The organism is Primorskyibacter sedentarius (genome assembly GCF_004342065.1).
Classification (GTDB): domain Bacteria; phylum Pseudomonadota; class Alphaproteobacteria; order Rhodobacterales; family Rhodobacteraceae; genus Primorskyibacter; species Primorskyibacter sedentarius.
On sequence record NZ_SLZU01000016.1, the window covers coordinates 41755 to 54076 of the forward strand.

Genomic DNA, 12322 nt, shown 5'->3' on the forward strand with positions numbered 1-12322 from the left:
AAGATGCCCTGCAACAAGGCGCAGGCGCGCTATGATTGTCGTAATCGGCCTTGTCGTGGCGTTCATTCTGATCGCGGTCTTCTCCAACCGCAGGACCCGTACCTGTCGTTGGCGTGAATACCCCGATTCGGACGAGAGCCGCTGGGTCTGCGTCTTTTGCGGCGCTGAAACCTCCGCGCCGCGTGGGAAGCCGCCCAGGATCTGTTTCCGTCCCGAAAAGTGAACATTAGGGTCCGAAAACGTCCTGCCTTGAAGGCAACGGCGTGTGATCGACAACCATGGCCACGGATACCTCGTCTCGCGCACCCGGGAAGGCTGCGCGCGTTGACCGGCCTGTCAGGTGATGGCTTCCAGCCGTTCCTTGGACAGGTCACCCGGAACGATCGTGATCGGGATTGGCAGCGAGCCGGCATTGCGGGACAACTGCGTGACCAGCGGGCCAGGGCCTTTGTTGCTGGTGCCCGCCCCCAGAACAAGCACGCCGATTTCGGGATCGTCATTGATCTGCGCCATGATCTCGGTGACGGCCTCGCCCTCGCGGATCACCAACTCGGGGTCGACGTTCTGCTTGTCGCGCATCCATTTGGCAAAGACCTCGAAATGCGCCTCGATCCGCTCGCGGGCCTCTTCGCGCATGATGTCACCGACGCCGATCCAGTGATTGAACTCGTCGGGCGGGATGACGGACAGCACGGCGACCCCGGCGCCGGAATTCGCTGCGCGCATGGCTGCGAATCGCAAGGCATTCAGGCACTCGCGGCTGTCGTCCAGCACGACCAGGAACTTACGCATTGTGGTTTCTCCCTCGTGGCCGATCATGACGGATGCAATTGAGACGTGCAATAAAGCAGGCGAGTTTCGAGTTCTTATCGTGTTGCAGGGCCGACATGTGTCAGGATTTTTCCGACGCAGCCCAGTCCCAGTACATTTCGCGGACGCGCCGGGTGACTGGCCCAATCTGGTAGTGATGGTCGTCAAAGGCCTTGACCGGGGTCACCTTGTTCATATTGCCCGACAGGAAGACCTCGTCCGCATCGTGGAAATCCTCGAAACTCAGGACGCATTCATGCACGGCCATGCCATCGGCTCGCATGTTGGCCATGTGCCGTGCACGGGTGATGCCGGCCAGAAAGGTGCCATTGGCGATCGGGGTAAACACCTCGCCATCACGGATCATGAAGACATTTGCGGTCGCACTTTCGGCAACGTTCCCAAGGGCATCGGCAACAAGCGCGTTGTTGAACCCCTTGCTGCGGGCCTCTGCCAGCATGCGGGCATTGTTGGGATAAAGACACCCTGCCTTGGCGTTGATGACGGCATCCTCAAGGACGGGACGACGGAACCGGGTGCGGGTCAGGGTGACTGCGGCATCCTCGGGGGCCATCGGGATGGTTTCGAGACAGATGGCAAAGCCGGTCTTGTCGGGCTGCGGCACGATGGCGGTGGCGTCGCCGTCAATGCCCCAATACATCGGTCGGATATAGACCGCCTGATCGGGAGCACAGGCGGAAAGGCCTTCGGCGACGATTTCAAGCATCTCGTCGGTTGTGACGGTCGGGCGCAGCATCAGCGCCTCGGCAGAGCGGTTCACGCGGGCGCAATGGGCGCGCAGGTCCGGCGTAAGGCCGTTCACCATGCGGGCACCGTCAAAGACGCTCGACCCCAGCCAGGCGCCGTGATCGGCGGCCTGCATGATCATGACATCGCCATCATGCCACTGTCCGTCAAAATAGGTACGGATGTTCTTGCCTGTCGCCATGTCCGGGTGCTCCTTGCTATCGCGGGCGGAGCGTATTGTGAGGCGTGGCAGAGGTCCAGAGCAGATGCTCCCCGACCTGGTTTGTGGTCGGGGAGCGTTTGGGACTTGGCGAGCCGCAAGGCGGGACACGGCCACATTGGGGATGATCGTACGGTGTCATGGTGGTGTGACACAGGTGTGACAGGTGCGGGGCAGGGCGGCCAAACGAAAGGCCCCGGCTCTGGGGCCGGGGCGGGTCGTCGTCTTTGTTGGCGATGCTGCGTAGTTGTGAAGGTCGGCTACGCTGCAGCTCCTCTCAGCTTCCGACCATTCCGATGATTTCGTAGGTGTTGCGCAGCACAGGCGTGGCGATTTCGCGCGCGCGTGTTGCGCCGCGGGTCAGGATCGCGTCGATCTCATCCGTATGCTCCATCAGGCGGGCCATCTCGGTCGAGATGGGCGAAAGACGCGCGACGGCAAGTTCAGACAGCTTCGGTTTGAAGGCCGAGAACTGCTGGCCACCGAATTCCTGCAACACGGCATCGACGGATGAATCGGACAGCGCGGCATAGATGTTGACGAGGTTGCGCGCCTCAGCCCGGCCTTCAAGTCCCTTTGACTCGGACGGAAGCGCGTCCGGGTCGGTCTTGGCCTTGCGGATCTTGGCCGCGATCGTATCGGCATCATCGGTCATATTGATCCGGCTGGCATCGGACGGATCGGATTTCGACATCTTCTTGGACCCGTCGCGCAGGGACATGACGCGGGTTGCCGCGCCTTCGATGACGGGTTCCGGCATCGGAAAGAAGTCTGTCTTGTAGTCGTGGTTGAACTTGGCGGCGATGTCACGCGTCAGCTCGACATGCTGTTTCTGGTCCTCGCCCACGGGTACGTGGGTGGCGTGGTAGATCAGGATGTCCGCTGCCATCAGCGCGGGATAGGCATAAAGGCCAAGGCTGGCCTTTTCGGCATTCTTGCCCGCCTTGTCCTTGAACTGGGTCATGCGGTTCATCCAGCCAAGCCGCGCGACGCAGTTGAACACCCAAGCCAGTTGCGCATGTTCGGGCACCTGGCTTTGGTTGAACAGGATGGATTTTTCGGGATCAATGCCGCTGGCGATAAAGCCTGCCGCCAATTCGCGCGTCGCGTTGCGCAGGGCCGCCGGGTCTTGCCAGACGGTGATCGCATGAAGATCAACCATGCAATAGATCGACTGGACCCCACGGTCCTGGGCATCGGCAAACCGCTTGAGCGCGCCAAGATAGTTGCCCAATGTCAGGCGGCCCGAAGGCTGGATGCCCGAAAACACACGAGGCGTGAAACCCGCATTGGCGGCGGGAGGAGTTTGGACCCCCTCGGTCATGGCTATTCTCCATCTGGATTAATTGGTCCGGCTGGCTTACCCACGGGGTCAAGCCCCGTCAAGCAAAGGTCAGGACAGATGGCACATCCAGACGACAGCAGCCCCGTGAACCCGCTGCCGCCAGTAATTGTTGCTTTGGCATTGTTCATCATCGGGATCGAGGCGGCCTTCTCGCTGGGTGCGCGCGGTATTCTTGGCGGGCCGGATGCCGTTGGCTGGCGGCTGGCTGCCGTGCAGCGCTTTGGCTTTTCCGGCGAGGTTCTGGACTGGATGATGGCGACCGGGCAATACCCGTTGCAGCACGTGATCCGGTTTGTGACCTACCCGTTTGTCCACGCGTCCTTCACCCATGTGCTTTTCGCTTCCGTCATGTTGCTGGCACTTGGCAAGATGGTCGGAGAGGTTATCGGCAACCTGCGCACGCTTGTGATCTTCGTCATCTCGGGGATCGATGGCGCGCTCAGCTATGCGCTCTTTCTTGATACAGGCGCGCCGCTTATCGGTGCCTTTCCGCCGGTTTACGGGATGATCGGGGCCTTTACCTATCTTCTGTGGCTCAGGCTGGGACAGATGGGCGGAAGCCAAATCCGGGCTTTCAACCTGATCGGCATCCTGCTTGGGGTCCAACTGGTCTTTGGCCTGCTGTTCGGGGCAAGCGACGATTGGGTGGCCGATCTGGGCGGCTTCGCCACCGGGTTTGTTCTGATCGTCTTTCTTGTGCCGGGGGGCTGGGCGCGTATCCTGCGCAAGCTGCGCCAGCAGGATTGACGCGTCCTAGAACATGTCGTCGGGGAAAAACGGCAGGCCACGCGCGAACCGTTTGTTGCGCTTGTAAGGGTAGGGCAGCAGAAACCCCTGCCGGTCCTCGGGCGTGCGCCCGGCATTCTGTTCGGCCACATCGCGCCACGCCTTGCTGCGACTGGTATCAAGCCCGTGCCCCTTGCCCAGCCACTTTTCGGCAAGGCGCAGACGCAGGTTACGCGCGGCTTCCGCATCTCGGAACATGACAGAGGCTTCGGTGTCCCAGCGCAGCGACCGCCCGTTAAGATTGGCAGACCCGACCATCCCGACTGCGTCGTCGATCACCAGCACCTTGGAATGCACATAGATCGGCCCGGCCGCATGTATCCGGCCATCCGCGCCTTTCGGGCTGGTTTCAAGCTTCGCCGGGGAGAGGGTGACCAGACGGTCGCCAAAGGCGCGATGCAACCGTTCCAGCACCGATATCTGCAAATATTGCGCGTGCCGCGCGTTCCAGCTTGTATCGCCGTCGAACAGTATCCTGTCCGGCTCTGTCGGCATGATGATGATCAGCTGTAGATCCGGGCGGGCTTGCGCCGCTCGCACCAGCGCGTCCGCAATGGGCGCATGCCGGAAGAACTGCGTTTCGATATAGACAAAATCGCGGGCCTCTTCGAAGAGGTGCATCAGCGTTTCTTCGTGTTCAGTCACGCTGGGGGACGGGCCAAGAGCAGTGGGGCCCAGGCTGGGGCGGGAAATGGTACGCACCAGCCGGATGTTTTCGCTGGGGGTTACGTGCCGCGGTGGCTCGTTCGTGGGGTCACCCAGCAGGACCGGCGCACCGCAGGCCAGCGCCTCGTTCCAAGTGTCGACAAAATGCGCGCGCAGCTCGGTACAGAACGCCCCGGAAACGGCGATGCTGACATCGTGCCAGGTCTCGTCCGAGGGCAGGTCATGCGCGTTGTCGTCCCAACGGCGCTCGTTCACATCAAGCCCGCCGATAACCGCCCGCGCGCTGTCGGCAATCGCGAATTTCTGGTGAATCGTGACGGGGCGAAGATACGGAGCGGCCGCAAGGATTGCCTTTTGCACCGGGGTCAGATCCTTGTGGTCGCGTTTGCGCCAGTCCTGAAGCTTTCCCGCGATCCGGCGACGCATCAGCAAACGCCACAGCCCGCCCGCGACCTGACCATGCGGCGCACAGACAAGATGCACATCGCCCTTGGCCAACCTGTGCCTGAGATGTTCTGCAGAACGCCACGCGTGATTGTGCAATTCCTCTGCAAAGATCGGGTCGAAATCCGACAGCACGATACGCTGGGCAATGCCCTTGTCCACGAGATGCGCCAGAAGGTCGGACCAGTTCTTCAACCCAAGCGCCCGCGCCTCGGCGCTGCGCAGGCCCGTTGCGGGATCAAAGATGCGGAAGGACATGACAAATTCATGCTCTGCCCCCAATGCCAGCCTCTCCAGCTCTGGAAAGCCTTCGGAGGCCGTGATGAGCGGGGTCAGCGTTGGCATCGTGGTTCCTAGTTTCCTCGTCGCATTGCGTTTCTGAACTCTGACAGACGAAACGCGCCAATGGCCTGTCCGGTTGCAAAATAGCTGACCGCCCCGATGATTATCAGCAGGACAAGCGCGATATAGCGCAGCCCGGCCATCCCAAGAAGCGGCCCGATCAGCAGCATGCTTGCCCAAAGCACCAGGCCCATGATGACCGAAGCGACGCAGACACGCCAGATTCGCCTGCGAAACCGGTCGTCAAACCGCGCGACATCGCCCAACCGGCGCCCGCCGCGCGCCAGCAAGAACACGGTGACCCAACCGGCCACGGTGGTGGCGATGGCCGGGGCAATCCAGCCAATGACCGGTGCCAGCCCGATTGCAAGCGCGGCGTTCACGATCATCGCCCAGACCGCATAGCGGAAGGGAGAGCGTGTATCCTCGCGCGCGAAGAACAGCGGTTGCAGCAGTTTCTGCAGGACGAAAGCGGGCAGACCCAACCCGTAGATCGCCACCGCAACGGCCATGGCGGCAGCGTCATCAGCGCTGGTGGCACCGCGTTGAAAAAGCACCGACACCAGCGGCAGCGGGATCACGACCAGCGCGATGGAGGCAGGGATGGTCAAGGCCATGCTGACCTCTCCGGCGCGGGAAAAGGCCGCGCGCGCGCCGGTGTCATCCTCGGCCTTCAGCCGCCGGGACAGATCGGGCAAAAGCACGATACCGACAGCGATGCCCACCACGCCAAGCGGCAGCTGGTACAGGCGGTCGGCGGCATAGAGCCAACCCACGGCCTTTTCAAAATGGCTCGCCACCTGTTGGCCGACCAGCAGGTTGATCTGCATGACGCCACTGGCCAAAGCTGCGGGCACGGCCACAACCACCAGGCGGCGCATGTCGGGGGTAAACCGTGGAAGGGCGGGGCGCAGATGCACTCCGGCGCGTCCTGCCGCCACCCAGACCAGGGCAAGCTGCGCGACACCCGCCAAGGGCACGGTCCAGACAAGCGCTGTCACCACGTTGCCCCCCGCATAGTTGGCGGCGCCCATGGCGGCGATGACAAAGATATTCAGAAGGACTGGCGCGGCGGCTGCGGCGGCGAAATGGCCCGTGGCGTTCAGGGCACCTGAAAACAGCGCGGCCAGAGAGATGAAGAGGATGTAGGGAAAGACGACGCGCCCGAATCCTACGGTAAGATCGAACCGCTCGGACCCTTCGAAACCACCCGCCGTTGCCCAGACAAGGGCTGGCATGAATATCATCGCCAATGCGGTCAGCGACAGCACCACAAGTGCAAGGCCGTTCATCGCGTCACGCGCGAATTTGATCGGGTCCTCGTCGGCCTCGTATTTCTTGGAAAACATCGGCACGAAGGCGGCGTTGAAGGCGCCTTCTGCAAAGAACCGGCGAAACATGTTTGGCAGCCGGAAGGCCGCCACGAAGGCATCCATGACCGGACCGGGGCCGATGAAGGCCAGGATCATGATTTCGCGAACCACGCCCAGAACGCGGCTCATCAGGGTCCAGAACCCGACGGTCAGGACGCCGGACATCAGGCGGATGGGTTTCATGTCTGCTCGGCCCTTTGCGTGCCCGGAGTTTTGCTTGCCTTACCGTATCCCGCAGAAGGGCGGAAGAGCCCACATGATCGGCGGGCTCAGGACCGGGCGCGCTCTGCCCCCGCCTCGATCGCCTCGCGCAGTTTCTTTTCCAGTGACTTCTGTTTTGCAACCGAATGGAACTTCAGCCCGAACATGTCCTTGACGTAGAAGCTGTCGACCACCTGCTCGCCATAGGTCGCGATCACGGCCGAGGCGATGTAGATATTCTGGTTCGCCAGCGTCCGGGTAAGATCATAAAGCAGCCCCGGACGGTCGCGGGTATCCACCTCGATGATCGTATAAATCTCTGACCCTTCGTTGTCGAAAGTGATGGAGGTCGGCACCCGGAAGGCGCGTTCGCGTTTTTTCAGCTTGTCGCGATCCTTGATGGCGTCACGCGGGACGACCTCGCCCAGCAGGGTCCTGTGGATCATCTTGCGCAGGCGCGGCAGGCGAGATTCCTCGAACGGGTGGCCCTCTGCGTCCTGTATCCAGAACACCGCAGTGGCATAGCCGTCCTTGGAGGTATAGGTCCGCGCGTCCACGACATTCGCACCGACCAGCGCCAACGCCCCGGCAAGGCGGCTGAAGATGCCGGGATGGTCGACAAGCGCGAAACACGCCCGGGTCGCATCGCGGTCAGTATCCGGGTGCAGGTCGATGCGGATTTCATCATCGCCAATCCCCTTGAGAAGCTGGGCAAAGATGACATGCGCGGTGACGTGCAGGCCCTGCCAATAGGGGGGGTAGTGCCGCGCCGTTTCGGTGCGCAGGTCCCTTGTGTCCCAATCCTTGAGCGCTTCGCGCAGGGCTTTTTTCGCTTCCGCGCCGCGGTTTTCGCGGTTGAGCTGTTCAAGCCCGCCTTCCAGCCCCCGGCGGGTTTGCCGGTAAAGCGCCCGCAGCAGCGCCGCTTTCCAGTTGTTCCAGGTGTCAGGTCCGACGCCGCGAATATCGCAGACCGTCAGAACGCACAGCAGGTCCAGCCGTTCCCGCGTCTGCACGGCTTTCGCAAAGTCGCGGACAGTACGCGGATCGGCGATGTCACGCTTTTGCGCCATGTCGGACATCAGAAGGTGATAGCGCACCAGCCATTCGACGGTCGCGCATTCGGCCTTGTTCAGACCAAGCCGCGGCGCCACCTTGCGCGCGATCCGTGCGCCGAGGACGGAGTGATCTTCATCCCGGCCCTTGCCGATATCATGCAGCAGAAGCGCGACATACAGCACTTTGCGGTTGATGCCGTGCTTCAGGATCGACGAGGCGACGGGCAGTGCTTCGATCAGATGGCCATTTTCGATTTCGGACAGGTTCCAGATGCACTGAATGGTATGCTCGTCCACCGTGTAATGGTGATACATGTTGAACTGCATCATCGCCACGATAGGTTCGAATTCCGGGATGAAGGCGGCAAGGAAACCCAGCTCGTTCATCCGGCGCAGCGCGCGTTCGGGATTGCCGTGTTTCAGCAGCAGATCCATGAAGATCCGGCGCGCTTCCTTGTCGTTGCGCATCTCGTCATCGACCAGACGAAGGTTTGCCGCCACCAGCCGCATCGCATCCGGGTGGATCAGAAGGCCCGTGCGCAACGCTTCCTCGAACAGCCGAAGCAGGTTCACCTTGTCCTTCAGGAATGCCTCTTCATCGACCACGCCAAGCCGGTTGTTCACGACGACATAGCCGTCCTTTACCTTGGGCTGGCGTGTGAAGATACGCATCAGCAGCGGGGCGTTCTTGTCCTGATCGGCCTCCAGCGAGGTGAGGAAGATGCGCGTCATGTCCCCGACGGTGGTGGCGTGGCGAAAATAGTCCTGCATGAACCATTCCACCGCGCGGCGCCCGCCCTTGTCGGTATAGCCCATGGCTTCGGCGACCTCGACCTGCATGTCGAAAGTAAGCTGTTCCATCGGCCGCCCCGCCAACAGATGCAGGTGGCAGCGCACGGCCCAGAGAAACCGCTCGGCGACGACAAAGCTTTGGTATTCCTCAGTGCGGAATACGCCCTTGTCGACAAGCTCTGCCGTCGTGTCGACCCGGTGAACATATTTCGCGATCCAGTAAAGCGACTGGATGTCCCGCAGCCCGCCCTTGCCCTCTTTGACGTTGGGTTCGACCATGTAGCGCTGGCCGCCCTGCTTTTCGTGGCGCGCATCGCGTTCGGAAAGCTTGGCCTCCACGAATTCACGGGCGGTGCCCTTGAACAGGTCAGACCACAGCCGCTCTTCCAGTTGTTCGGCAATGCCCACGTCGCCGCAGATGTAGCGCTGTTCCAGCATCGCGGTACGGATGGTGAAATCCTCGGTCCCCAGGCGCAGACAGTCCTTCACCGTGCGGGAGGAATGGCCGACTTTCAGGCGCAGGTCCCAAAGGATGTAGAGCATGGATTCGATCACGCTCTCGGCCCAGGGCGTTACCTTGTAGGGTGTCAGAAACAACAGATCGACGTCCGAATGCGGTGCCATCTCGCCTCGACCGTACCCGCCAACTGCCAACACGGCGACGCGTTCGCCTTCGGTGGGATTGGGGTTGGGGTACAGCCGCTCGGTGGCGATGGCCCAGGTCTGGGTGATGATGCAATCGGTAAGCCAGCAATAGGCGCGGGTGGTTTCGCGGGCCTTGAAGGGCTCGGCCCGCAGTGCGTCGGCAATTGCGGTGCGGCCCTGTTTCTGGACCTCTGCCAGAACGCTGACAAGAGCCGCCCGCGCGGATTGCCCGTTTTCCACACCGTCCAGCGCGTCGTTCAGTTTCGTGCGCAGGACAGCGGGATCGCAGATTTCGGATGCCGGGCAGATCAGATCGTCCGGCATCCCAGAGTTCGTGACGACCGTGAGGTCAGAATCCGGCGCCGCCGAAGCTTCTTGGGGAAGGGTCAAGGATCACCACCTGGTTGTTACTCACCGTTGCGACGGCGAGTCCACGCTCGTTGGTGCCATCGGCTTTCAGGCGGAATACACCGGTCGTTCCCTGGAAGCCAGCCGATTGCGTCAGCGCGCGCCCCGTGAGCGCATCCTGTTTGCCACGCGCGGCCAGCGCGCCGATTGCGGCAACCCCATCATAGGCCAGACCGCCAAGCTGATGCGGGCCGCTGCCGAACGCACTTGAATAACGGCGCTCGAAGGCAGCCAGCGCCTGTTGGTCGGGCAGGGCAAACCAGCCCCCCTGTGCGCCTTTCAATTGCGTGGTCTGGGCGGGCACGTCCCAGCGGGACAGGCCAATATACTGTGTGGAGGTCGTGGCGACACCAGCCTCTGGCATCAGCTGCAACAAAAGCGGCAGCGCCCCCGCAGGCGTCGAGGTCAGGAAGACCGAGTCGGCACCTGTCGATCTGACAGTGCCCGCGATTTTGGGCGCCGCGGCAGCCACCGCGGCCTGCGAAAACGCAAAGCTCTCGACGGCAGCCACTTTCACACCGTTACGTGCTGCGGCTTGCTGTATCGCGTTGCGGCCAAAGGCGCCCTCGGTGTTGTCGGGATGCACGATCACGACATTGCGCTTGCCCTTCCGCGCGGCAAAGCCCATCAGCCGGTCGGCAACGTTGTCAAAGGTCTGACCAAGGATGAACAGGTTGCCACCCGCGATCGAGCTGTTGTTGGAAAAGGCCAGAACATTGATGTTTTCATCAACGACGGCTTTGCTTGCTGCCACGGCATTGTCGGCAAATAGCGGACCAAGGATGATCTTCGCGCCTTCATCGACCGCACGCTGCGCCTGGGCTGCACTTTGCGTCACGCTCCCGGCCGTGTCATAGACCCGCAGATCGATTTGCACGCCGTTCAAGTCCGACACAGCCAGACGCGCCGCGTTTTCCAGGCTGCGTCCAACCGGACCAGCGCCGGAATGGCTTTTGGGGACCAGAAGGGCCACGGGAATCGGTGCGTTGGGGTCGATCTTCTGACCTCCTCCGCCGCCCGAGATCGAAAGACCACCCTCCGGGAAACAGCCCGCCAGGGCCACGACAGAGACCACGGCGGCTATCTTGGCCATCGTCTTGCGGACAGGGGTGAAAACGGCAAACATGAAATAGAGACTCCCTCGTTGACGCGTGCCCTGGATACCGGGCGTGCCATTGTATTCAACCAATCATAGACGTCCCGCAGAGAGGGTCCAGAAATGAATTCCCAACCGCAGAATCTGGCAGGCGGCCTGTACTTCGTAGCGACCCCGATCGGGAACGCGCGTGACATCACCTTGCGGGCGCTTGATGTGCTCGCCTCGGCCGACGTGTTGGCGGCAGAAGACACGCGCAGCCTGCGCAAACTGATGGAAATCCACGGTCTCAGCGTCGGGGACAGGCCGCTTCTGGCCTATCACGATCACAATGGCGCAAAGATGCGTCCGCGTCTGATGGCGGAAATCGCGGCAGGAAAATCCGTGGCCTATGCGTCTGAGGCAGGCACGCCGCTAATTTCCGACCCCGGTTTCGATCTGTCGCGGGCAGCGGCCGAAGAGGGCCTGCCGGTGCATTCACTGCCGGGGGCATCCGCCGTTCTGGCCGCCCTGACTATGGCCGGGTTGCCAACCGATCGGTTCTTGTTTGCCGGGTTTTTGCCCAATGCGCGGGGTCAGCGGAAATCCGCGCTCAAGGCGCTGGCTGGGGTGCAGGCAACCCTGGTGTTCTACGAATCACCCAAGCGGACCGCAGCGATGTTGGCTGATGCGGCAGAGGTCTTGGGCGCAGATCGCCCCGCCGCGATGTGCCGCGAGCTGACCAAACGGTACGAGGAGTGTAAGCGCGGACCGCTTGCACAACTGGCCGGGGAAATCGCCGCCGGGCCGGTCAAGGGTGAGGTGGTGATCGTGATCGGCCGGGGAGAGGCGGAAGCCGTTAGCGAAACGGTAATGAACCAGATGCTACAAGACGCGCTGAAGTCGATGTCGGTGCGTGACGCTGCCGATCTTGTCGCCGAGGGCACTGGCGCGCCAAGGCGGCAGGTCTACCAGATGGCGCTGAAGCTGGGGCAGGGTGATGAACCGGAAGACGAAGGGTAAGCTATCCTACCATGCAGGCGACGCGGCAGAGCTATCGGTCGCCCGCGACTATGAAAGGCGCGGCTACCAGTTGGCGCAACGGCGCTGGCGGGGTTCGGGCGGGGAGATCGATCTGATCCTGAGCCACGGCGACACGGTTGTCTTTGTCGAGGTCAAGAAAAGCCGCAGCTTTGCCCGTGCCGCCAGCCATGTCAGCGCGGCGCAGCAACAGCGCATCGCAGCTGCGGCAGAGGAATATCTTGCCGGTCATCCACGGGGCCTGCTGGCAGACTGTCGGGTGGACGTCGCGCTGGTGGATGAACAGGCGCATGTTCACGTGATCGAGAATGCCTTCGGGCAGTAGGCGGCGTCGGGCGGCCATTGCCTAACCCTGCGCCTTGCGGCATGTAG

General features: G+C 62.1%; 10 protein-coding genes. 3 read left to right on the top strand and 7 right to left on the bottom strand.

All coding sequences use genetic code 11. The features are described 5' to 3' along the window. Nucleotides 1-336: 336 nt before the first annotated feature. The 3 genes from EDD52_RS17795 to trpS form a co-directional block, all read right to left on the bottom strand. Nucleotides 337-792, bottom strand: a complete 456-nt coding sequence (locus EDD52_RS17795; protein WP_132247476.1) for a universal stress protein — start codon at nt 790-792, stop codon at nt 337-339. A 100-nt stretch (nt 793-892) separates the two neighbouring features. After that, entirely contained in the window at nt 893-1759 is an 867-nt protein-coding gene (locus EDD52_RS17800; RefSeq protein WP_132247478.1) for a branched-chain amino acid aminotransferase, read from the bottom strand. A 295-nt stretch (nt 1760-2054) separates the two neighbouring features. Then, nucleotides 2055-3101: a tryptophan--tRNA ligase gene (trpS, locus tag EDD52_RS17805; RefSeq protein WP_132247480.1), complete on the bottom strand. Its 1047-nt coding sequence runs from the start codon at nt 3099-3101 to the stop codon at nt 2055-2057. A gap of 78 nt (nt 3102-3179) precedes the next feature. Between trpS and EDD52_RS17810 the strand changes: the two genes are divergently transcribed. Further along, the gene (locus EDD52_RS17810) at nt 3180-3869 is read left to right on the top strand and encodes a rhomboid family intramembrane serine protease (RefSeq protein ID WP_132247482.1); all 690 of its coding nucleotides are present in this window, start codon (nt 3180-3182) and stop codon (nt 3867-3869) included. 6 nt (nt 3870-3875) lie between these two features. Here the strand turns inward: EDD52_RS17810 and EDD52_RS17815 are convergent, their stop codons facing one another. The 4 genes from EDD52_RS17815 to EDD52_RS17830 all read right to left on the bottom strand — a co-directional run bounded on the left by EDD52_RS17815 (nt 3876) and on the right by EDD52_RS17830 (nt 10960). Beyond that, on the bottom strand, nt 3876-5363 hold the full coding sequence (locus EDD52_RS17815) for a phospholipase D family protein (RefSeq protein WP_132247484.1): 1488 nt from the start codon (nt 5361-5363) through the stop codon (nt 3876-3878). Between the two features lie 8 nt (nt 5364-5371). Beyond that, the gene (murJ, locus tag EDD52_RS17820; protein WP_132247486.1) at nt 5372-6916 is read right to left on the bottom strand and encodes a murein biosynthesis integral membrane protein MurJ; all 1545 of its coding nucleotides are present in this window, start codon (nt 6914-6916) and stop codon (nt 5372-5374) included. Between the two features lie 86 nt (nt 6917-7002). Continuing rightward, the gene (locus EDD52_RS17825) at nt 7003-9816 is read right to left on the bottom strand and encodes a [protein-PII] uridylyltransferase (protein WP_132247488.1); all 2814 of its coding nucleotides are present in this window, start codon (nt 9814-9816) and stop codon (nt 7003-7005) included. After that, nucleotides 9776-10960: a penicillin-binding protein activator gene (locus EDD52_RS17830; protein ID WP_132247490.1), complete on the bottom strand. Its 1185-nt coding sequence runs from the start codon at nt 10958-10960 to the stop codon at nt 9776-9778. The genes EDD52_RS17825 and EDD52_RS17830 overlap by 41 nt, the downstream gene beginning before the upstream one ends. Before the next feature lie 93 nt (nt 10961-11053). On the opposite strand from EDD52_RS17830, the gene rsmI reads away from it, so the two are divergent. Both rsmI and EDD52_RS17840 read left to right on the top strand, forming a co-directional pair. Then, nucleotides 11054-11932, top strand: a complete 879-nt coding sequence (rsmI, locus tag EDD52_RS17835) for a 16S rRNA (cytidine(1402)-2'-O)-methyltransferase (RefSeq protein ID WP_132247492.1) — start codon at nt 11054-11056, stop codon at nt 11930-11932. Beyond that, nucleotides 11910-12275 carry a YraN family protein gene (locus EDD52_RS17840; protein ID WP_132247493.1) on the top strand — a complete coding sequence of 122 codons (366 nt, stop codon included), beginning with the start codon at nt 11910-11912 and terminating at the stop codon, nt 12273-12275. Before rsmI ends, EDD52_RS17840 begins: the two co-directional genes overlap by 23 nt. Nucleotides 12276-12322: the final 47 nt, after the last annotated feature.

What these genes read in the sequence shown, in the direction of transcription:
- rsmI (WP_132247492.1), top strand. Translation starts at nt 11,054, where the DNA reads ATGAATTCCCAACCGCAGAATCTGGCAGGCGGCCTGTACTTCGTAGCG.
- EDD52_RS17815 (WP_132247484.1), bottom strand. Translation starts at nt 5,363, where the DNA reads ATGCCAACGCTGACCCCGCTCATCACGGCCTCCGAAGGCTTTCCAGAG.
- EDD52_RS17795 (WP_132247476.1), bottom strand. Translation starts at nt 792, where the DNA reads ATGCGTAAGTTCCTGGTCGTGCTGGACGACAGCCGCGAGTGCCTGAAT.
- EDD52_RS17830 (WP_132247490.1), bottom strand. Translation starts at nt 10,960, where the DNA reads ATGTTTGCCGTTTTCACCCCTGTCCGCAAGACGATGGCCAAGATAGCC.
- EDD52_RS17810 (WP_132247482.1), top strand. Translation starts at nt 3,180, where the DNA reads ATGGCACATCCAGACGACAGCAGCCCCGTGAACCCGCTGCCGCCAGTA.
- EDD52_RS17840 (WP_132247493.1), top strand. Translation starts at nt 11,910, where the DNA reads ATGAACCGGAAGACGAAGGGTAAGCTATCCTACCATGCAGGCGACGCG.
- EDD52_RS17800 (WP_132247478.1), bottom strand. Translation starts at nt 1,759, where the DNA reads ATGGCGACAGGCAAGAACATCCGTACCTATTTTGACGGACAGTGGCAT.
- murJ (WP_132247486.1), bottom strand. Translation starts at nt 6,916, where the DNA reads ATGAAACCCATCCGCCTGATGTCCGGCGTCCTGACCGTCGGGTTCTGG.
- trpS (WP_132247480.1), bottom strand. Translation starts at nt 3,101, where the DNA reads ATGACCGAGGGGGTCCAAACTCCTCCCGCCGCCAATGCGGGTTTCACG.